The following is a 20,163-nucleotide window of genomic DNA, read 5'->3' on the forward strand; positions in this document are numbered from 1 at the left end:
ACTCAATAGTCTGGAAAAATTTATTAAAAATTGAACGGTTGCGGTAAGATTCAGAGATTGAGGCTGGGGTTCTAGCTGTTTTTAGGATATGTTTGAGTAATGAGTACATTCCGGCTAACAACTGTAGTGGCGATGGCTGCTAGTCCCACGGTAACGCCAGACCGAACGAGTCAGGTGGTTAGCAAGCCGTATCCAAACTACAAAGTCATCGTTCTCAATGACGACTTCAATACTTTTGAGCACGTGGCTAATTGTTTAATGAAGTATATTCCAGGAATGACGAGCGATCGCGCCTGGAATCTCACCAATCAGGTACACTATGAAGGTCAAGCGATTGTTTGGGTCGGTCCCCAAGAAATGGCGGAACTCTATCACCAACAGTTGAGTCGCGAAGGGTTAACGATGGCTCCCTTAGAAGCCGCTTGAGTCAAGTTTTTGGGGTTACTATAGGTTAGATTTATCTTTGCTGAATAGCTTAACAACTGATGAGCCGTGCCAATGAAGGACGATTAGTTTGGAATCATTCAACGCACATTCCCGGGTTAATCCCAATTTTGGAGCGACTGATTACTTACGATGGCATCGGGACGGTTACGCCGGGAGTGATTTCTCGCGCGAAAGGTCACTCTCCGGCAATGAAATTGCGCGTTTCCGTGCCAATTCGCGGCGGTTTTAAATTAATTGCCCGTCAGGGAAAAACAGTTCAGGAAGTGTTTGTTTTGACGGAATTGAGTCAACAAGATTTAGAAGGCACGATCGCGGACATTTTAAAGTAGCTTAAAATTCTTTGTCTAAAGATTATAGATTTCTTGATTCTGGTTGGGCAAAGTAAGAAGAGAGTAACTCTAACGCCCGAAAGTTAGGAAGGCATCACCATGTTATCGACCCCCTTAGAAACCCAAATTGACTTAGATTGTATTGTCGAACGAATTTTTGCGTTCCGCCAAATTACTCGCCTCGACCAGCGCCTGCTGATGTCGGTTATGTTATCGAAAACCGAAATTACACCGGAAGAACATATGCAAATCGACCGAATTTTTGAGGGGGTAAAATCCGGTCGGTTGCAAGTTGTCGATTGATGTTAACGAATAACTCAGTAAAAAACCGGATGACTTAACAAAATATTCCTGCTAGTAACCCAGTCTCTTGTAGGCAGGATTCGGTTTCCTAGTCATTGAACTTTGCTTTTTCTACTTTTTTTAAACCGCTAAGAAACGTTGAATCGTTTCTTGAGAGAGTTCGCTAGTTGCGCCGGAAGCAACGATACCGCCTTTTTGCATGGCGTAATACCAGTCCGCTTGGCGCACGAAATGGAGGTGTTGTTCGACGAGTAAAACAGAGATTCCGGTTGCTTCGATAATGCGTCGGACAGCGGCTTCAATTTCAAGAATAATCGAGGGTTGAATCCCTTCGGTGGGTTCGTCGAGAACGAGAAGCTTGGGTTTCCCCATTAAAGCACGCGCGATCGCGAGTTGTTGTTGTTGTCCGCCGCTCAAATCGCCGCCCATCCGCGATAGCATTGTTTTCAACACCGGAAACAGCGTAAAAATCTCTTCTGGAATATCTTTTTTCCCCTGTCTTCCTTTCGGTAATGCTTCCAAACCCAGCAACAAATTTTCGCGAACCGTGGCGCGGGGAATAACTTCTCTTCCTTGGGGAACGTAACCGATTCCGGAGCGCGCGCGGCGATCTGGGCTATCTTTTAAGAGGGAGCGATCGTAAAAAACAATATTACCAGTACGCGGCTGAAGTAAGCCCATAATTGTTTTTAAGAGTGTCGTTTTTCCGACTCCATTTCTCCCGATTAAGCAAACCATTTGTCCCGGCGGAACAGCCATATCGACACTGCGAAGAATATGACTTTCGCCGTAATAAACATTGAGGTTAGAAACTTGTAACATTTATTTGAGTGATTAGTTATTAGAGAGAGCGGAAATCTGTAATTCGTTGTCAATTATCCATTTGCTCTGGCGGAACAGCCATATCGACACTGCGAAGAAGCGGGAATCCGTAATTCGTTATCAATTATCAATTAACTTTCTTCACTGCCTAAATAAACTTCAATCACGCGCGGATCTTGCTGTACTTCATCCATCGTGCCTTCACACAGAACGGAACCTTGATGTAATACAGTTACTTTACGAGCGATTTGGCGCACGAACTCCATATCGTGTTCGATCACGATAATTGAATGACTTTCCGCCAGCGCAATTAATAAAGCCCCTACGTTTTCTGTTTCCTCGTCGGTTAATCCGGCAACGGGTTCATCAACTAACAGTAATTGCGGCGATTGTGCGACTAACATTCCGATTTCCAAGCGCTGTTTTTCGCCGTGGGAAAGGAGGGCAGCTTGTAAGTCGGCTTTCGCGGCTAAACCAATCGTTTCAAGGAGTCCGATAACGTGGCGGCGATCGCTTTCTCTCGGCTGGGCAAAGAGCGTGCTTAACACATTTTTGTTGCGATTGCAAGCCAAGTCTAAATTTTCGCGCACGGTGAGATTGAGATAGACTCGCGGGGTTTGAAATTTACGACCAACTCCGAGGCGGGCAACTTGATGTTCGGACAATTTTCGCAAGTCTCGCCCGTCAAATCTAACCTGTCCTTCCGTGGGTTTGGTTTTGCCGGTAATGACATCGAGAAAGGTCGTTTTTCCCGCACCGTTGGGGCCGATAATCGTGCGGAGTTCGCCCGCATCCATACTGAAGTTAAGGTTATTGATGGCTTTAAATCCATCAAAGTTAACGGTGAGATTATCGATTTCGAGAATTTTTGAGGTCATTATTATCCTTTCATTATTAATGGGGAGGGCAGGTTTGAAGACAGAGGATTGCTGTAATAGCAAGGGTTTTTGGGGAAACCTGCCCCTACAATACTTATCTCTCAAATTCTTCCCGTTCTTGTTGCACTTCTGGATTTTCTTCGAGTTGGGGATAGGTGATGAGTTTTGGACGCAAGAAGGGAAGCGATCGCGCGTATTTCAGCAGTCCCATTAAACCATCGGGTAGGACGGTGACAACGATGAGAAAAAGCGCGCCTTGAAAGAATGTCCAAACGGCGGGATATTCTTCGCTTAAAAAGGTTTGAGCGAAGTTAACTAAGAGAGTGCCAATAATTGCCCCAACCAGCGTTCCGCGCCCCCCCACAGCCACCCAAATGACCATTTCGATTGAAAAAGCCACTTCCATTGCGTTGGGCGTAATAATGCCGGTTTGCGGCACGTAAAGCGCTCCAGCTAATCCAGCGATCGCGCCAGAAATGGCAAAGACTAAGACTTTAAACCAAGTCGGATCGTAGCCGGAAAAACGAACCCGCGTTTCGTCGTCGCGAATGGCAACGAGTAAGCGCCCGAAACGCCCGCTAGTAAGCCAGCGACAGAGGGCGTAAGTGAGGACGAGGAAGAGAATGGTAAGGATGTAAAAAGTGAGTTGGGCGCGATCGGAACTCACCACCATCCCGAAGATGACATCTTTATCGGTTTTTAAGCCGTTTGTGCCGTTAATTAATTTTTGTTGGCCGTTGAAGAAATTGAAAAAGACAAGCAGCGCGGCTTGAGTGAGAATGGAGAAGTAAACGCCGCGAATGCGATTGCGAAAGACGAGATATCCGAGTAGTCCGGCGACGATCGCGGGAATCACAAAAATCGCGATCGCGGTGAAGGGAAAAGAATAAAACGGTCGCCAAAATCCCGGCAGTTCCGATACGCCGTAAAGGGAGAAAAAGTCGGGAACGGGCGCTTCCGGGCCATTGAGTTTGAGATACATCGCGATCGCGTATCCCCCTAGGGCAAAGAATATCCCGTGTCCCAAACTCAACAATCCGGTATAACCCCAGATTAAATCGATCCCTAAAGCCGCGATCGCCAATGCCAAAAATCGACCCAAAAGTTTAAGCCGAAAAGCCGGAATCAGTAGGGGCATAATGACCGCGAGGAACAAAACAATCCCAGCAATAATCCCCGCTTCTTTAAGAAGCGCCCGATCGAGCTTAAGTTTAGATTTAGGAAGTTCGCTTTTCGATTTCATGAAAGTTATGGGGGGAATGCTGAGTTGCGAGTCGCGCGTCCGATTTTGTCAGGGGCATAGCACTGCTACGCCCTAACAAGCTTAAATTTCTGCCGTTCTTCCTTTCGGGGCAAAAATTCCAGCGGGTTTAACTTGTAAGAAGGCAATAATTAAGGCGAAAACCAGCACTTTTGCCATACTGGTCGTCGAAAAGAATGTCAGAATTTCGGTGAGGGGCTTTAAGGCTTCAATCGGTTGAGAAAGCGTCACTAACGTTCCCGAACCAATCAGAAAAGAAACGGTTCCGATCGCCATTGCCGCTAAAATCGTCCCCAAGAGATTGCCTACGCCGCCGAGAACGACGACCATAAACGTATCGACGATGTAGTTTTGTCCGGTATTAGGGCCGACCGAACCCAACATCGCGATCGCGCAACCGGCAATTCCCGCCAATCCCGAACCGACTGCAAACGTCAGCGCGTCTACCTTAGCGGTCGGAATGCCCAAACAGGAACTCATGCTGCGATTTTGGGTGACGGCGCGAATTCGCAGCCCCCAATCGGTGTAGTTGAGGAAAAAGTAAGTCCCCAATACGCACAAAATCGTTAGCGCGATGATAAATAAGCGGGTGCGGGGTAGCGGAAAACTTTCGGCCCCCAGCGGGAATTTTATCGGTTCCTGCAATAACCAATTCGGGGCAGTCACATCGACGTTTCGCGCGCTGAACCAGGGCTTGACAAAAAAGTCTTTTTTTGTATTCGCCATTAATAAACCCGCGACGAAGGTAATTGCGCCGCTGATTGCGACATTCGCCGGGATCGCCCAACGCGGGACGACAATGGGATTGCGTCGCAGTACGGTCAGCGCGCCAAAAAAGAGGAGACAGAATAGCGCGATCGCGATCGCCAGCAAAGTATTTATACTTCGCACCAACTCGCGCAAAATCAAACTTACGCCCCAAGTCGCCAACAGCGTTTCCAGCGGTCTTCCGTACAAAAAGCGGATTGCACCTCGTTCCAAGGCTAAACCCACTAATCCCGCCACAATAAACGCCGCAATTAACGCATAAAAAATATACATTTCGCGACTGACAACAAACGCGATCGCGTTCCCCAAAAATCCCGCTTCCGCTGTCGGTTTAAACTCCGGTAAGATCGCCTTAGCAATATTCTGCACCACAAACGTGGTATACGCTCCCAGCATCATCAATTCCCCGTGAGCGAGATTAATCACGCCCATCAACCCAAAGACAATTGCCAGTCCTAATGCCGACAACAAAAGGACAGAACCGATACTAATCCCATCAAAAATACTTTGAAGAAGTTGCAGCACGATAATTCGGAGATAGAGATAAGCGAGCAATAATCGGTGTTAGATAGCGAAAGTTGGCAAGTAAGCCATTGATGTCAAAATCCAGGAGTCGAGCAACTCTTTAGAAAAAATCGGATTTCCGACTTGCGATCGTTTTCAAAAAACTACACCTCAAGAAATCCGATTTCTTACCCATTCATTCAATTAAGGGTTTTTCGATCGCCCCTCAAGAATTGACTAGCCCTTAACTCACTTTATACTTACCGCCTTTCTTCGGATCGGTCCAATCGCAACCAAAACCCTTCGTATCCGGAACGAATTGGTTCCAAGGCTGCGGTTCTAAGGGGGCATCGGTAGACCAAACAATCTTAAAGAGTCCATCGTCTTGGACTTCGCCGATGCGAACCGTCTTAGAAATATGATGGTTCGGGAACATTTTAACCTTGCCTTCCGGAGCCGCCAATTCTTGACCGACTGCCGCCGCGCGAACTTTTTCTAAATCGTCTGCCGTTCCGGCTTTTTCGACCGCTTGTTTCCACAGATAAACCATGATATAAGCCGCTTCCATCGGGTCGTTCGTTACGCGATCCGCGCCGTACTTCGCCTTAAACGCTTCCACAAACTTCTTGTTTTCCGGCGTATCGACGGTTTGGAAATAATTCCAAGATGCGTAATGTCCTTTGAGGAATTCAGTCCCGATCTGACGAACTTCTTCTTCGGCTACGCTAACGGACATAACCGGATATTTCTCGGGTGTAATCCCCGCGCCCTTCAGTTGTTTGAAGAATGCGACGTTGCTATCGCCGTTGAGGGTGTTGAAAATAACGCCGCCGTCGGGCAACGCTTGACGAATTTTTGTGATAATCGGCGTAACTTCGGTATTTCCTAAAGGCAAGTAATCTTCCCCAACGGTTTCGCCGCCTTTGGCTTTGAGTTGTTCTTTGATAATCGTATTAGCCGTGCGCGGGAAAACGTAATCGGAGCCGACTAAGAAGAACTTTTTACCTTTATTTTTAAGCAACCAATCGACAGCCGGTTCGATCTGTTGGTTGGGTGCTGCACCGGTATAGAAGACGTTCTTAGAACATTCTTGACCTTCGTATTGAACGGGATACCATAACATATGGTTTTTCGACTCGAAGGTGTCGAGAACGGCTTTGCGGCTAGCAGAAGTCCAACATCCAAAGATGGTAACAACTTTATCTTTATCGATAAGTTTTTCAGCTTTTTCTTTGAAAACATCCCAATCGGAAGCACCATCTTCTTTAATGGGTTCGATTTGTTTGCCCAGAACGCCGCCTGCTTTGTTGATTTCTTCGATCGCGAGCATTTCGGCATCAACGACTGTAGTTTCACTAATCGCCATCGTACCGCTCAGCGAGTGAAGAATTCCGACTTTAATCGTATTGCCGCTGCCTGCGGCGACGGGTGTTGAAGCACTCGTCGGACTTTCCGCTGCGCTCGGGCTGGCAGTGGGCGCTGTGGTTTGGGATTGCCCACAACCTTTAAGTAAAATGCTAGTTCCTAATGCTGCCGAACCGTAGAGTAAGAATTTTCTTCTTCCAAATTGCCTTGCCATAGCCGTCTCCTAACACCTTGCTGAAAATGAACTATCGCAGTTTAGACATAGATTTAACTGCGCCGATAGTATCGATTAAATCGCGTAAGGATATTAGATCGCTCCAGAGCAGTATTTTGTAGTCCAGGATACAAAATACTTCAAGAATCGTGAGGTAAATATTAAATTTTTGTACGCTAACCGTAATATTGACGATAATTTAAGCTTTTTGGGCGATCGCACCCGTTTCTGGACGATAAAATTAGAGCATTTGACTGAGGAAGTCTCAATAAAAATACCGAGCAATATTAAACCCATTTTTTTTTGGAAAGCGATTTATGGCCCATACGATTGTCACGGAAACTTGTGAAGGCGTTGCAGACTGCGTTGCACCCTGTCCGGTCGCTTGCATTCATCCCGGGCCGGGTAAAAATGTGAAGGGAACGGATTGGTACTGGATTGATTTCGAGGTTTGCATTGATTGCGGCATTTGCCTGCAAGTTTGTCCGGTGGAGGGAGCAATTCTTCCAGAAGAACTGCCTTCGTTACAAAAAACGCCTTAAAGTTTTGGGCTGAATAACGATTCACTTAACGGTTCGCTGTTCGCTGTTGGCTGCCTCCCGTTCCCCATTCGCTGAGATTCGCGACTTCTTGGAGGGGGAGGGTTGGCGGTTAAGATCGGGATCGGTTTCAATGGTACAAGTAATTTGAATCGGACCGTAGCGTTCGCGCAGCACTTGTTCGATTTTACGAGCAACTTTGGGGGCAAGTTGGCGATCGCCCGATTCAAGCACTAAGGATATAGAAATATAGACAAAGCGACCGATCAAACCGCGCGATTTGATGTTGTAACATTTAATTACGCCGTCAATCTTTAAGATCGTCCGTTCGAGAACTTCCGGCGCGATCGCGGTTTGTTCGACCAACAGGGGAAAATGCCAAATTAGTACGCGCCAGAACCCTTCTAGGGCTAAAACGAGTAAAATAGCGGCGGCGATCGAGTCAAATAAAGGTTCGCCCCACCACACCCCGATCGCGCTCGCTAAGGTGAGCAACATCAAGCCAGCATCTTTAAACAATTGTTCGGCATTGAAGCGTAACATTGGATAACGACAGATTCGAGCTTGGATGCGATCGAGCAAAGCCAAAGCTAGGGTTGCAACTAAGAATAAGCCCAAAAATTGCAGCATTGGAAGGTTTGCCCTCACCGGAAATGGTAAAGGAGCTTGGTTCCAAATTGCAGCAAGCTGTTGCAGGCAAAAAAAAGCTAATCCCAACCAAGCCACTGCAAAGGAAACTGCAAACAAAAGCACCAAAAATGTTTCCCGCTTGCCATGACCGTAAATTTCCTCTCCAGTCGGGCGATCGGGACTGGTAACGGCTAACCAACTAAAGAGCAGGCTAAAAGTGGCAATCTCGCTATGAAGCGATTGAGCGAGCAGAGCGAGGGACTGGAATTCCCACCCCATCCACACTTTAGCACCTAACAGCAAGATCGTCAGCCATAACGTCGCCCATAAAACTGAACGACTGATAAAGTAGCGATCTTGTCGGTCGGTCATGGATAAAATACATCGAATATAGCTTGAGAATTCAGTTATATCATGCTGGGACTCTTTATAACGCTTCTACCGCTAAAAGTCAGGAATTCCCCGTTCGCCCAGCTAACTTCTTTCCCTGAACTTTACTAATCTACAAAAATATAATCAAGGCTTATTAGACTGTACTGCAATTAATAGCCTTCAAGCCGACATTTTTTAAGGTAAGGTGAGAAAAAGCAAAATTGGCAACACCCATTTTAACCTCTAACGTTTACTCTAATGCAAGATCGATGGAGCCGGAAATCGCCAGACTATCGGCTGCTGAAAGCCTCAATCTGTCGTTATAAAGGTATAAAAAGGTGTCTTTACCGAACTCACATCTAGAAAGAATATGAATCAGGAGTTGGCGCGCGTTTTACTCGTCGAGCCGAGCGAAACAACGGCTCGTTTCCTGCGAGATTGTTGCGCTCGTATTTCGAGCTATCGCCTCGAATTCGATTGGGTAACAACGCGAGAAGCAGCCTTAGATGCGCTATTGTGCGTGCCTTACGATGCCTATTTGCTCGACCTTCAGTTTGTTCTGGGTAAGGATGGAGATTTATTGCCAGCGATTTTAGAGTTAGGTCGCTTTGCTCCAGCGATCGCGCTGGTGGATGGAGTAGAGTCCGGACGCGCCGCCTTAGAATTGGGGGCTGCCGATTTTTTAGAAACAGAAAAACTCGATCCGATGGAACTGGAACGTTCGCTGCGCTTAACGCTGAGAGCTAGCCGCAGCGAACGGCAACTGGCGTGCGACCATCGCGATCGCCAACTCGCTGAGGAGACTTGGCAAGAAAATGAATGGGCTTTTCAAATCAACGAGGAACGACTGCATGGCATCCTCGAATCGCTCGATGATGTCGTCTTGTCGTTTAACCCCCAAAGCCATAAATTACTCTATTTGAATGCCGCAGTCGAGTCGGTTTACGGTTATACCGTGTCGGAGTTTTTCCAAGACTTGGACTTGTGGCGAGCGCGGATTCATCCGGACGATCGCGATCGCGTCGAACAGTGCGTGCCGGTACGCGGATCCCTGCGAGATCGCGAAAGGAAAGGCGACCCGGCAACAACAGACGGTTTCGACATCGACTACCGCATTTTTCGACGCGATGGCACGCTACGTTGGCTCCGAGAACGCACCCGCGTCATTTACGATCGCACCGGGTTGGCGATTCGGTGCAACAGTATTGTCAGCGATATTACCGCCCACAAACAAGCGCAAGAACGCCTTCAGCAACAAATGGAGCGGGAACGCTTGCTCGCTCAACTCGCTCGCGATATTCGCAGTTCTCTCAATTTAGATGAAATCCTTAACACAACCGTGCGCGAAGTGCAAAAGTTATTGGGCTGCGATCGCGCGGCGATCGTGCGTCTGGCCGCTCCGGAGTCGGGGACAATTTCTCACGAAGCGCGCGCCGACGGCATAGAATCGCTCTCAAAGGTTCAACTCGCCGATCTGCAATTCCTCCACGCGCCCGCTCGCAACGACTCTCAAGCTAGTGCAGCGTCCGTCTCGCAAGAATACATCGAGGATACTGTCCCGAACTTACCGCCCGCGCTGCAAAAAATCGGTGTAAAATCTCAGCTTGTGCTGCCCATTCTCCAACAAAAAGCATTATGGGGATTGCTGGTCGTTCATCAATGCCGAGAGCAGCGCGACTGGCAGGGTTGGGAAGTAGAATTGTTACAACAACTCGCCACTCAAGTTGCGATCGCGCTCTACCAAGCTCAATTGTTGGAGGAACAAACCCGCTATGCGCGCGAACTCGCCCGTTCCAATCAAGAATTAGAACAGTTTGCCTACATCGCCTCCCACGACCTCCAGGAACCGCTGCGAGCCGCGATCGGTTTTGCCCAACTGCTCGAACAAGAGTATCGAGACGTTCTCGGCGCGGAGGGACGAGAGTACGTCGATTTTATCGTCGAAGGTGCAATGCGAATGCGCCAACTGATTCAAGACCTTTTGGCGCTTTCGCGGGTGGGGACTCGAGGCAAGCAATTTGCCCTCACCGATTGCGGGTACGCCCTCGAACAAGCCTTGGATAACCTGAAAGTCGCGATCGCAGAAAGTAACGCGCTTGTTACCTACGACCCTCTCCCCACGATCGTAGCGGACGAGTGCCAATTGATTCAGTTGTTCCAAAACACGATCGCGAATGCCATTAAGTTTCGCTCCGAACGGCAGCCCCGCATTCACATCCGAGCGGAGTCAGAACCTGCCGATAGCGTGTCCCGTTCCCATTTTCGAGGAGACCTCAAGGGGCCGAAGCGCCGAGGTTCCCTCGGCAATCAAGCGCCGCCAAGTTCTGAAACTCAGTCTGTTACGAGTCCCGCTCCCATTTTCGAGGAAACCTCCAGGGGCCGAAGCGCCGAGGTTCCCTCGTCAATCAAGCGCCGCCCCGCGAACACAGGAAACTCTACTGCCTGGTTGTTCTCCGTGCGCGATAACGGCATTGGCATTGAGGAGAAATACCGCGATCGCATCTTTGAAATTTTCCAACGCCTTCATACCCGCGAGCAATACGAGGGAACGGGCATTGGCTTGGCAATTTGCCAGAAAATCGTTCAACGCCACGAGGGACGGATTTGGGTCGAGTCAATCCCCGGTGAAGGCTCGGTATTTTATTTCACCCTGATGAGTGGTGAAGCCCCAGCCGAAGACATCCCAAAGGGCGGCACTTCAAGGCAGAATCCTTGAATCAATCTTGCCTATCGCATATTTCCATAGATCTTTTTCGTTCTAAACTAGAAGCAGGAAAAACGTTGTTAACGTCAGAATTTACTCAAACTGCCGAACAGCATTATGTTTTTGAGGAGTGGCTAAAAACTGTTACTGTCATCATGAGCAAAATCGGCGAATACTATGCCTCATTACTCGTTAATGATGAAGGCTTGCGAGTCTTAGCATTAGCAACCAGCGCTATGGCTCGAGCAGATCGTGCAAGACCGAAGCGCAGACGTGAGTCCTCCGTAGAGTTTATTATTGTTGAGTGGGGCAGCCCCGTCCAAAGCGTGGGTGGGTCAATTTACTGATGAGGCGCTTTCCCCCCCGACCGATCGAAATTCTCTTGGTTGAGGATTCTATTAGCGATGCCAAACTGATGGCTAAAGCCCTCAGACAATGCAAAATCGCCACTCAGATTCATCGCGTTCGAGATGGAGTCGAGGCACTTGATTTTTTGCGGCAAGAGGGGCAATATGCTGACTGTCCGCTACCGCATTTAATCCTCCTCGACCTCAATCTGCCTCGAAAAAATGGTTGGGAGGTTCTCACAGAAATTAAGTCTGACCCGCGTCTGCGTGCAATTCCCGCGATTGTCTCGAGCAGTTCTGACGACAGTCGGGATATTTTGCGAGCTTACCAACTCCATGCCAATTCTTACGTGGCTAAACCGACCAATCTCGAACAATTTAGGGATTTAGTTCGCTCGCTTGAAGATTTTTGGTTAACTCTGGCTAAACTTCCTTCTTTATATTGAAACTTAAGGGTCTTCAAGTATTGACTGCATTCGTCCTAGAGTCCTTCTCGCGTGCTGCTGAGGGGAGCGGCTTAATTGCGAGTTTCGTGAATTTGTGGATAAAACTGGAACAGGGACAATGCCGATAACTTGAAATACCATCGATTAAGGTGAGTTAGACCGAAATGTCAATTTTGGGGATTACTGCGAAAGCATGAGACTATCGACTTACGACAGAATCAAGGTTTTAAGCTCCCTCAAACTTGCCTTAATTCCTTGAAATTAAGATGCTGACAACGGTGCTACTGGTTGAAGACAATTCTGCGGATGCGCGTTTGCTGGAGCTTTTTTTAGCTCGCACGAAGGGTAAGCAATACAGCTTTGTGAGAGTGGAAACGCTGGCAGCAGCACTGAAAGCGGTCGAGGAAAACGAATTTAGTGCAATCTTGCTCGATTTATCGTTACCCGACAGTCACGGACTGGAAACGTTAGGTCATATGTACGAAACCGCAGCGAACGTTCCGATTGTTGTCTTGACGGGATTTGATGATGAAGAACTGGCGATCGCGGCGCTCAGAGAAGGGGCGCAAGATTATTTGATTAAGAATGAGATCGATTCTAACGTTTTGAGGCGGGCGATTCACTACGCGATCGAACGGCAGCAGATGCTGGCTCAAATGCAAGCATCTGAAGTCCGATATCGCGGTATTGTTGAGGATTTAACGGAGTTTATTTGCCGGTTTTTGCCCGATGGAACGATTACTTTCGCTAATGATGCTTACTGCCGCTATTTTGGTTTAGAAGTGGGTAGCGCGATCGGACAGCGTTTTTTGCCGCCGATTCCGTTTGAGGATGCTGAGTTAGTGCGGCAGCATTTTGAAGCGATCGCGCCGCAAACACCAACGCACACCATCGAACATCGCGTTATCGTCCCGAACGGCGAGATTCGCTGGCAACAGCGCATCGATCGCGCTATTTTCGACGAGCGCGGGCGCATTGTCGAGTATCAGTCCGTCGGACGCGATATTACCGCCCTCAAGCAAGTTGAGGAGCAACTGCAACAACGTCTCGCCCGCGAGCGTTTGCTCGGTTTGATTACTCAACGTATCTTGCAATCGTCCGATCCGCTCGCAATTCTTCAAACGACGGTGGATGAGTTAAGCACTTTTCTCGAATGCGATCGCGTCATTGTCGGGCAATTTCAGCCCGATGGTAGCAGCCAAGTCATCGTCGAAGCCTTACGTTTCAATGCCCTTTCTATGCTCGATTTTACCTTGCCCGAGTTTGGGATTGTGGACGCTTTAAGGCGCGTTGGCACGAAGGAGGAAATCGATCCGCTCTGCTGGCAACACGAGGCTTTATCGAACGAACTAGCGCAATTTCGGATTCAAAGTCAATGGGTGGTGCCGATTTGGACGAGCGGGCGGGGCGACTCGGATGACTGCCATTTATTTCTCCCCACGTGCGAGGGAGGAACAGCAGAAACGAGTTCTCGCGTCTGTTTGTGGGGGCTGCTTGCCGTTCATCAGAGCAACCGCGCGCGCCAGTGGGATGAATCGGAGACGAGCTTGCTCGAGCAGGTGGCCAACCAATTAGCGATCGCGATTCAGCAGTTTCAACTCTACCAAAATCTTAAAGCGGCTAATCAAGAGCTAAAACTGCTGGCTTCAGTGGATGGTTTGACGCAAGCGGCAAATCGTCGTTGTTTCGACGAGTATCTCGATCTGCAATGGGAGCGCAGTCTGAAGGAAGGCTTGCCGTTATCTTTGATTTTGTGCGATATCGATTTTTTTAAGTTCTACAACGATTGCTACGGACATCTGGCTGGCGACGAATGCCTCAAGCAAGTGGTTGCCCAAATCAGCAGCGTCGTGCGCAATGCGTCGGGTTTAGTGGCGCGCTATGGGGGGGAAGAGTTTGCGATTGTTTTACCCGATACGGCTTTGACTAGAGCGTATCAGATTGCTCAGCAGATTTCGGCTCGCGTTAAAGCGCTCCAGATTCCTCACGCCAGATCGGAGGTTAACGATTACGTGACGCTGAGTTTGGGGGTAGCGAGTACGATTCCCCGACGCGAGGGCGATAGCTTGCAACTGATTGCGGCGGCAGATCGGGCGTTGTATCATGCTAAAGCGAGCGGGCGCGATCGCGCCGTGCAAAAATTGATGGTGGTTTTGGATTGAGGCTGGGCTGGCGCTAATCATTCCGAATCGCGCGCTCGAACAAGCGAAAATACTCTTTAGCAATAATTTCTGGAGTAAAATGCTCCATTAAGTAAGCGCGCCCCGACGATCCCCAATTTTTCACCAGTTCGGGAGTTTTTGCTAAATGGCGAATGAAATTTGCTAAACCCAGACTGTCGCCATTGTTGAAGGCTCGCCCGCAGTCGGCGTTATCGAGCAGTTCGCGCAAGTAGGAGTGCGGCTCGCAAATTGCAGCAACCGGACGACCGGCGGCTAAAATACCGTAGAGTTTGCTGGGCGCGATAACTCCTTCTAAGCCGCAGCTAATGCTAACAATTGAGAGATCGCAAGCGGTTAGGGAGTACGGCAAGACAGATTTATCTTGATAGGGCAAAAATAAGCAATTATTTAAGTTTAGGGATTTGACTCGTTCGATGCAACTTTCGAGTTTGGCTCCCTGCCCGATGAAGACAAATTGAATGGGTTCGTCTTGCAATAGATGGGCGGCATCCAAGAGCGTATCGAGATCGTGGCAGCGTCCGAGGTTGCCGGAGTAGAGGACGGTGAATTTTTCGGTGAGGTCGAATTTGCGCGCGAACCAGTTCTGTTGTTTTTCGATGGGTGCGATCGCCTCTGGATCTGCCCAACTGGGTATAATGGCGATTTTATGGGCAATTTCGGGATACTGCGCCACAACTCGATTTTTCATGCTCGGAGACAGGACGATAATGCTCTGGGCGTGTTTCCAAGTCTGGCGGTTGCACCAATTCCAAAGGCGTACCAGCCAATGCCGAGGCGAGATCACGTTCAATTCGACAGCGACATCGGGATAGAGGTCGTAGAGGATACAAATATAGGGAAGTCCGAACAGTAAATGGGCGAGGTAGCCTAAGAAGGGTAGATATGCAGGTTCCGTGGAAATTGTCAAGAGGTCGCGCTGTTTTGCCGTTTTCAGCAGGTGCATCGCCGCGCGCAGACAAAATAGCAAACCGTTGATGGCACGCCCGCGAATGCGTAAGGGTAAAATTCGGGAAGTTCGCGATCGCTGAATGCTAACGCACTCGGTAACTTCGCGCTTAGGAGCGGAATCTTTCTTGAAGGCATATCCGGGCTGTCCCGTAAAGATATTGACTTGCATCCCCAACCCTCCCAAACGAGCGGCTAGTTCGGAAATTAGCTGTCCGGTAGCGGCGTAGTCGGGCGGGTAAAACTGAGTAACGATTAGAAGCCTTTGCTCGTCGCACGCCCCCGCGATATCTTTATGGGGTTTGCGCTTCCCTCGAGACTGAAACTGTAGGGGCAAAAACCAGGATTTAGGTAGATGTTCGTTGACCATGCCCAATGTTAGCGGAACGGGGGTGGAAGAGCGGTTACTGCACAGTCGAGTATCGGGGGTTGGGGATGGAAGCTCGCGATCGAGTTAACCCCTGTAAGCCTTAAGTTGCAATAGATTGGAGGTCTTCGAGGGCAGCGAGTCGGCGACTAGCTGCTAAGGAAGCACAATTACTCCAAAAACGCTTAAATCAAGAGTGGACAGTTACCCCGGTAAATCGATCGAACTTAGGGTGCGATTGCAAAGGAGATTATACTGCACTGCGAGATAATTCAGCGGAAGTTAGCCGCTAGAACTTTTGAACTCAGCAACTCTTCGCAATTTGGTCTATCTTTGCAATTTGGGTGAAAATACTGAATTGAGAGTTTTATAAGGGCGTTGACTCTCGCTTTGGGAATGGTATTAGAGGCGTTTTCGGGAAATACTGACTTTGCATATCCGAGCTTTTATTGAATTTGCGATCGCTTCTTAAAGATTCTGTAAAGTTGACGGATTCGGGTTTTCAGAAGTTCCTAGCGTTCGTCGCTACTTAAGAGTTTCACGAGGGCGCGATTGCCAAGGACGGTGAGATGAACGCTATCGCGAAAGTAAGTTTTGACGGTGGCGGGAGGCAGTTTCGACCAAGCCGCCTGACTATCGTATGCACGAATATTTAATTCTGTCAATATTTTTAGGAATTCTGCTTTAAACGGCGGTTCGCTGGGCTGGGGTAAGATATCCGTCCAATTGGGGGTATAAAGGACGGAAACGGGGATATTTTGCTGGCGTGCGAGGGTGGCGATGGCGCGCAGCGATTGCATATTTTGGCGGAATTGGGTTTCGGGAGTTGCGGTTGTCGGAATTTCCTTCGGGGGTGGTGCGGGAAAAATGCGCGGCAGAAGATAGCGGGCGAAGAGTTCTTGTAGGGCGAGGAGGGGGCGATGGTTGGGATAGTTGGGATCGATTCCGACGCGATCGCTCGTACTGGTGGGCTGAACGAGATCGTGCGTACCAATTTGTAGGATGAGGGCGTTACTGTCGAATAAGCCGAATTCGCGCAAGTATCCTAAAGCATTGCCAATTCCCCAAGATCCGGCGGAAGCGTTGAGAACTTCGACTGATTTTTTTGTTTTTGCGAGTTCGGCTTGAAAAAGGGCGGTAATTGTCTCATTTTGGGCGATGGGCGTACCGCCATTGAGAACGGAATCTCCTGTCATCAGGATGCGGAACGTCGGGGCGGGTTTGGGGGTTGCGATCGCGTTGGAACGCTGGGAATATTGATTGTAGGCGATCGTGCGTCCGAAGCGAACGACGTGCTGATTGGGCTGGAAGCGATATCCCGTCAGAGGATCGGCTTGAGAGAGAACGGGCGTTCCTAAGCCGAAGGCTAAGCGCAGGAAAAGTTCGATCGCGATCGCGCCAATGACTACTCCCCCTAAAAAAAGTTTAAATCTTTTGCGTCGTTTCCTCATGCTTTAACGCGCCCTACCCAAACTACCGTACTATTTAAGAGATTTCCTAAAAGCGGAAATGGCGAAAAATAACGCCGTTCGATCGCGATTTTATCTTTCACTATTTTTTCGAGTTTGCGATAATCAAATCCTTTATGCGCTCTCAGTTCGACATCTTCGCGATGGGAAGAGGGAAAACTTTCTGCATCCCAAAAAAGACTGGCGGAAACTAACTCGGAAATTCTGTAGCGTTCGTAACCGTAGCGTCCTTTTAAGTTCGCAAAATAGCGCCCTATTTGTTTGACGAGGAGAGAGGGGCCGACTTCAATCGGGACGGAAATAATTATTTTAGCGCCGGGTTTAGCATAGGGCAAGAAATCCGCGATCGCGCCTTCTGCATTGCCGACGTGTTCTAGGGTTTCCGTACATAAAATTAAATCGCAACTTTGGGGCAGAATGCGATTTTTCATTTCGTCGGGTTTCATAAACTCAAATTCCTGGTTTCCCGAGAACAATTCTTCGCACGCCGAGAGCATATAGTCGGAAATATCGACACCGTAGCCCGATTGAATGATGCCTTGCTCTCGCGCAACTTTTAACAACCAACCGTCGCCGCAACCAAAGTCTAAAACCCGTTGATAGGATTGGTTATCCAGCGCATCAATTACTTGTTTGAATCGCGATTGATGGGCGAGGCGAGTAATCGATGTGCCTTGTTGTAGGAGGCGTTGGGAATAAGACATTTAAATTAAATTATGAATGATGAGTTATGAGTTATGAATGGGGAAATTATAAATTATGAGTAATGAGGGGAAAGTTATAAATCATGAATGATGAAGTGTTAAGAGTGAATACTGAATGAAGAACGGTGAATTGGAAATGATGAGCAATGAATGGTGGCTGATGACTAATTGATGAGGCATAAACAATACCTAATATAAACTATTGAAAGACAAAGGTCATAATTCATTATTTCTTCATTCATCACTCATCACTCATAATTCATAATTTCTTTTGAATAATGCGCTCGTATATAGGGATAAGCTGAGTTGCATTCGCCTCCCAACTGTAGCGCCCGCGCGCCCAATTCCTGCCATTGTCCCCCATTTTTGCGCGCTGAGTCGGCGAAGTCAAGAGTTGCGCGATCGCGCGTTTTAATGCCTCTACTTCTCCTTCTACCACAATTCCTGCCTCCGCTTGCACGATATCGGGGGCAATTTGAATTCCTTGAGTGATAATAACGGGTAATCCCGCTGCCATTGCTTCAGCTACCGCGATCGCAAAATTATCGGCATAGGACGGTAAGATAAATACATCGCAGCCTTGCAACAAGATATCTTTTTCTTCCCCGCTCGCAAACCCGATAAAAGAGACGCACGATTTTAAGTCCAAGGCTTCAACAAGTGCTTGAAGTTCCTCAACATAATCTGCCTCTCCCGTTCCCGCAAAAATGAGATGAAACTTTTGCTCCTTCGGCAGAGAAGATAAAGCTTCTAGCAGTAAATCCGGACGCTTTTTGTAATGCAGTCTCGAGAGGAAAAGAAGCAGAGGAACGTCCCTCGGAAGCTGATAGCGATCGCGAACTTTATCCGATGCTTCAGGAAAGCGCGGCGGAACCGGAACGCCGAGGGGAAGCGTAATAGTCGGGTTCATTAAACCGAAGTTTCGCACATCTTGTTCTTCGCCGCTAGAAGTACAGTGAATTGCAGCTGCTTTTTCTAAGTTGCGTCCTTCGATTAAGCGCATATAAATCTGTTTTTTCTTTCGACTTTGAGCTAATGCCCAAGGAGAAAGTTGTCCCATCGTTCGAACGGTATAAGGAATGTTATAAAAACGAGCAATTGCCGCCGCGCAACTCGGTGCGTAAGAGAATAAGTAATGATTATCTGAAATATCGTAGTTGCGAATATTGTTGACAAACCATTGAGTAATAGCGGGAGAAAAAATGAATTCTTTCAACGGCGGTGAGAAACGCGGTAAAAACCAGACGGGAACGCCTTCATATTCAATTTTACGATTTAAAGGAACCTTTAAACGTTCGTTGCCGCAATCGTCTGTCGTAACAATTTCCACGGTTGCACCCGCAGATTGCAATGCTTTTGTCAAACAAATTGCAACTTGTGTCGGCCCTCCCAGTTCGGGGTTTAATGAAGGAATAACTTGTAATATTTTCACGAAATTTTTGTAGCTAAAATTTGAGCGAGCGTGCGGTTGAATTGTTCGACTCCATACACTTCTATCACTTTTTCTCGTAAATGTTCGGGCTGATACATCAACGGATTGGGATAAGTTCCTTGTAAAATATTAACCAGCGTTGCCGCAATTTCTTCCACCGAATCCGGATTGACTAACGCGCCTAGTTCTCCCCCTCGCAACGCATCGATCGCGCCATCGCAATTTCCCCCTAGCGCCGGTTTGCCGCAAGCCAGCGCCTCCAGGTAAACAATGCCGAATCCTTCCCCTTTAGAAGGCATGGCAAAAACATCGCAGAGGTTATAATAATCCAAAATTTCCTCGTCGGGAACGAATCCCGCGAGGGTGACGAAATCCTGAAGTTGCAAGCCTTCGATTAAACCTTCAACGCGATCGCGATCGCTCCCCTTTCCGACTAAAATATAATGAATATTGGGGATTTGCTGGCGAATTAACGGTAAAGCAGAAATAATCTTATCGTAGCCCTTATATTGCTCGCTATCGTCGAGGCGAGCGACAGTTAAAATAATTTTTGTATCGGGTTTTAAGCCATAGCGATCGAGCAAGGTTTGAGACTTGGGCGCAATCTGAAAGCTGCTTGCATCGAAGGTACAAGGAAGAAGAGAAAAGCGTTGCGGATCGAGGTTTTGTTCTTTGAGGAGGCGATCGCGCGTATACTCGCCGATGGAGATGATGCGATCGGCATTCTGTAATGCAACTTTTAAACGACGGCGTTGAATATTCCAAGCATCAACGCCATAAACGATTGTCCAATAAGGAATCCCGAACTGTCGTTTTAACCAATAAGCGGCGGGTGTAAAATTGAGGTGCGTGGTGAGGATGAGATCGGGCTTTTCTACCGCGCCGTAGTACAAAACTTGCGAGGCAAACATTAAAGTACGGATGGATAAAGACCACTTTCCCGTACAGTGAAAGCGTAGATTTTCTCGTCGTTCTAACTCTGGCGGGTAGCGCTTATCGTGCTTGAGAAAAACCTCATAATGCGTTTCGGGCGCGATCGATTGTAAGGCATCGAGAAGGAAGGCTGAATAAACTTGAATGCCACCTTTGAATTCAAAAATGTTGGGGAACCAGAGATGACAGCGAAACATAATT

The 20,163-nt window shown here is 48.2% G+C and carries 19 protein-coding genes; 8 read left to right on the forward strand and 11 right to left on the reverse strand.

The features are described 5' to 3' along the window. Nucleotides 1–132 precede the first annotated feature (132 nt). From clpS to H6G50_RS00095, 3 genes are all read left to right on the forward strand, one after another. Nucleotides 133–426: an ATP-dependent Clp protease adapter ClpS gene (gene clpS, locus H6G50_RS00085; protein ID WP_199302641.1), complete on the forward strand. Its 294-nt coding sequence runs from the start codon at nt 133–135 to the stop codon at nt 424–426. Nucleotides 427–485: 59 nt separating this feature from the next. After that, nucleotides 486–776, forward strand: coding sequence for a DUF2103 domain-containing protein (locus tag H6G50_RS00090; RefSeq protein WP_190712062.1), 291 nt, complete (start codon nt 486–488; stop codon nt 774–776). A 99-nt stretch (nt 777–875) separates the two neighbouring features. Next, nucleotides 876–1,079, forward strand: coding sequence for a hypothetical protein (locus H6G50_RS00095; RefSeq protein ID WP_190712063.1), 204 nt, complete (start codon nt 876–878; stop codon nt 1,077–1,079). Between the two features lie 120 nt (nt 1,080–1,199). On the opposite strand, the gene urtE is transcribed toward H6G50_RS00095, so the two are convergent. The 5 genes from urtE to urtA all read right to left on the reverse strand — a co-directional run bounded on the left by urtE (nt 1,200) and on the right by urtA (nt 6,891). Continuing rightward, nucleotides 1,200–1,901: an urea ABC transporter ATP-binding subunit UrtE gene (gene urtE / locus H6G50_RS00100; RefSeq protein WP_190712065.1), complete on the reverse strand. Its 702-nt coding sequence runs from the start codon at nt 1,899–1,901 to the stop codon at nt 1,200–1,202. A 131-nt stretch (nt 1,902–2,032) separates the two neighbouring features. Then, nucleotides 2,033–2,779 (reverse strand): urea ABC transporter ATP-binding protein UrtD, encoded by a 747-nt coding sequence (urtD, locus tag H6G50_RS00105; protein WP_190712067.1) that lies wholly within the window; start codon nt 2,777–2,779, stop codon nt 2,033–2,035. A 94-nt stretch (nt 2,780–2,873) separates the two neighbouring features. Continuing rightward, nucleotides 2,874–4,022, reverse strand: a complete 1,149-nt coding sequence (gene urtC, locus H6G50_RS00110; protein WP_190712070.1) for an urea ABC transporter permease subunit UrtC — start codon at nt 4,020–4,022, stop codon at nt 2,874–2,876. An 81-nt stretch (nt 4,023–4,103) separates the two neighbouring features. Further along, nucleotides 4,104–5,333 carry an urea ABC transporter permease subunit UrtB gene (gene urtB, locus H6G50_RS00115; protein ID WP_190712072.1) on the reverse strand — a complete coding sequence of 410 codons (1,230 nt, stop codon included), beginning with the start codon at nt 5,331–5,333 and terminating at the stop codon, nt 4,104–4,106. A 223-nt stretch (nt 5,334–5,556) separates the two neighbouring features. Continuing rightward, nucleotides 5,557–6,891: an urea ABC transporter substrate-binding protein gene (gene urtA / locus H6G50_RS00120; protein ID WP_190712074.1), complete on the reverse strand. Its 1,335-nt coding sequence runs from the start codon at nt 6,889–6,891 to the stop codon at nt 5,557–5,559. Nucleotides 6,892–7,208: 317 nt separating this feature from the next. Between urtA and H6G50_RS00125 the strand changes: the two genes are divergently transcribed. Continuing rightward, on the forward strand, nt 7,209–7,433 hold the full coding sequence (locus H6G50_RS00125) for a ferredoxin family protein (RefSeq protein ID WP_190712076.1): 225 nt from the start codon (nt 7,209–7,211) through the stop codon (nt 7,431–7,433). 21 nt (nt 7,434–7,454) lie between these two features. Here H6G50_RS00125 and H6G50_RS00130 read toward each other — a convergent pair whose 3' ends face one another. Further along, nucleotides 7,455–8,432: a cation transporter gene (locus H6G50_RS00130; RefSeq protein WP_190712078.1), complete on the reverse strand. Its 978-nt coding sequence runs from the start codon at nt 8,430–8,432 to the stop codon at nt 7,455–7,457. A 370-nt stretch (nt 8,433–8,802) separates the two neighbouring features. Here H6G50_RS00130 and H6G50_RS24330 point away from each other — a divergent pair, with 370 nt between their 5' ends. From H6G50_RS24330 to H6G50_RS00150, 4 genes are all read left to right on the forward strand, one after another. After that, a complete protein-coding gene (locus tag H6G50_RS24330) occupies nt 8,803–11,148 on the forward strand; it encodes an ATP-binding protein (RefSeq protein ID WP_190712080.1) in 2,346 nt (781 codons plus the stop codon). A 65-nt stretch (nt 11,149–11,213) separates the two neighbouring features. Continuing rightward, a complete protein-coding gene (locus H6G50_RS00140; protein ID WP_190712082.1) occupies nt 11,214–11,483 on the forward strand; it encodes a hypothetical protein in 270 nt (89 codons plus the stop codon). After that, entirely contained in the window at nt 11,483–11,929 is a 447-nt protein-coding gene (locus tag H6G50_RS00145) for a response regulator (protein WP_190712084.1), read from the forward strand. The genes H6G50_RS00140 and H6G50_RS00145 overlap by 1 nt, the downstream gene beginning before the upstream one ends. Before the next feature lie 266 nt (nt 11,930–12,195). After that, nucleotides 12,196–14,091, forward strand: coding sequence for a diguanylate cyclase (locus tag H6G50_RS00150; RefSeq protein ID WP_190712091.1), 1,896 nt, complete (start codon nt 12,196–12,198; stop codon nt 14,089–14,091). Nucleotides 14,092–14,104: 13 nt separating this feature from the next. Here the strand turns inward: H6G50_RS00150 and H6G50_RS00155 are convergent, their stop codons facing one another. From H6G50_RS00155 to H6G50_RS00175, 5 genes are all read right to left on the reverse strand, one after another. Next, entirely contained in the window at nt 14,105–15,427 is a 1,323-nt protein-coding gene (locus H6G50_RS00155; RefSeq protein WP_190712093.1) for a glycosyltransferase family 4 protein, read from the reverse strand. 509 nt (nt 15,428–15,936) lie between these two features. Further along, complete coding sequence (locus H6G50_RS00160; protein WP_190712095.1) at nt 15,937–16,875, reverse strand: SGNH/GDSL hydrolase family protein; 939 nt, start codon at nt 16,873–16,875, stop codon at nt 15,937–15,939. Then, complete coding sequence (locus H6G50_RS00165; protein ID WP_190712097.1) at nt 16,872–17,597, reverse strand: class I SAM-dependent methyltransferase; 726 nt, start codon at nt 17,595–17,597, stop codon at nt 16,872–16,874. The genes H6G50_RS00160 and H6G50_RS00165 overlap by 4 nt, the downstream gene beginning before the upstream one ends. A gap of 259 nt (nt 17,598–17,856) precedes the next feature. Then, a complete protein-coding gene (locus H6G50_RS00170; RefSeq protein WP_190712099.1) occupies nt 17,857–19,029 on the reverse strand; it encodes a glycosyltransferase in 1,173 nt (390 codons plus the stop codon). After that, complete coding sequence (locus tag H6G50_RS00175; protein ID WP_190712101.1) at nt 19,026–20,159, reverse strand: glycosyltransferase; 1,134 nt, start codon at nt 20,157–20,159, stop codon at nt 19,026–19,028. Before H6G50_RS00175 ends, H6G50_RS00170 begins: the two co-directional genes overlap by 4 nt. Nucleotides 20,160–20,163 lie beyond the last annotated feature (4 nt).

The sequence above is a fragment of the Oscillatoria sp. FACHB-1406 genome, assembly GCF_014698145.1.
Taxonomy (GTDB): Bacteria; Cyanobacteriota; Cyanobacteriia; order Cyanobacteriales; family Spirulinaceae; genus FACHB-1406.

What these genes read in the sequence shown, in the direction of transcription:
- urtC (WP_190712070.1), bottom strand. Translation starts at nt 4,022, where the DNA reads ATGAAATCGAAAAGCGAACTTCCTAAATCTAAACTTAAGCTCGATCGG.
- urtD (WP_190712067.1), bottom strand. Translation starts at nt 2,779, where the DNA reads ATGACCTCAAAAATTCTCGAAATCGATAATCTCACCGTTAACTTTGAT.
- clpS (WP_199302641.1), top strand. Translation starts at nt 133, where the DNA reads ATGGCTGCTAGTCCCACGGTAACGCCAGACCGAACGAGTCAGGTGGTT.
- H6G50_RS00155 (WP_190712093.1), bottom strand. Translation starts at nt 15,427, where the DNA reads ATGGTCAACGAACATCTACCTAAATCCTGGTTTTTGCCCCTACAGTTT.
- H6G50_RS00165 (WP_190712097.1), bottom strand. Translation starts at nt 17,597, where the DNA reads ATGTCTTATTCCCAACGCCTCCTACAACAAGGCACATCGATTACTCGC.
- H6G50_RS00160 (WP_190712095.1), bottom strand. Translation starts at nt 16,875, where the DNA reads ATGAGGAAACGACGCAAAAGATTTAAACTTTTTTTAGGGGGAGTAGTC.
- H6G50_RS00150 (WP_190712091.1), top strand. Translation starts at nt 12,196, where the DNA reads ATGCTGACAACGGTGCTACTGGTTGAAGACAATTCTGCGGATGCGCGT.
- H6G50_RS00090 (WP_190712062.1), top strand. Translation starts at nt 486, where the DNA reads ATGAGCCGTGCCAATGAAGGACGATTAGTTTGGAATCATTCAACGCAC.
- urtE (WP_190712065.1), bottom strand. Translation starts at nt 1,901, where the DNA reads ATGTTACAAGTTTCTAACCTCAATGTTTATTACGGCGAAAGTCATATT.
- H6G50_RS00130 (WP_190712078.1), bottom strand. Translation starts at nt 8,432, where the DNA reads ATGACCGACCGACAAGATCGCTACTTTATCAGTCGTTCAGTTTTATGG.
- urtA (WP_190712074.1), bottom strand. Translation starts at nt 6,891, where the DNA reads ATGGCAAGGCAATTTGGAAGAAGAAAATTCTTACTCTACGGTTCGGCA.
- H6G50_RS24330 (WP_190712080.1), top strand. Translation starts at nt 8,803, where the DNA reads ATGAATCAGGAGTTGGCGCGCGTTTTACTCGTCGAGCCGAGCGAAACA.
- H6G50_RS00125 (WP_190712076.1), top strand. Translation starts at nt 7,209, where the DNA reads ATGGCCCATACGATTGTCACGGAAACTTGTGAAGGCGTTGCAGACTGC.
- H6G50_RS00095 (WP_190712063.1), top strand. Translation starts at nt 876, where the DNA reads ATGTTATCGACCCCCTTAGAAACCCAAATTGACTTAGATTGTATTGTC.
- H6G50_RS00175 (WP_190712101.1), bottom strand. Translation starts at nt 20,159, where the DNA reads ATGTTTCGCTGTCATCTCTGGTTCCCCAACATTTTTGAATTCAAAGGT.
- H6G50_RS00145 (WP_190712084.1), top strand. Translation starts at nt 11,483, where the DNA reads ATGAGGCGCTTTCCCCCCCGACCGATCGAAATTCTCTTGGTTGAGGAT.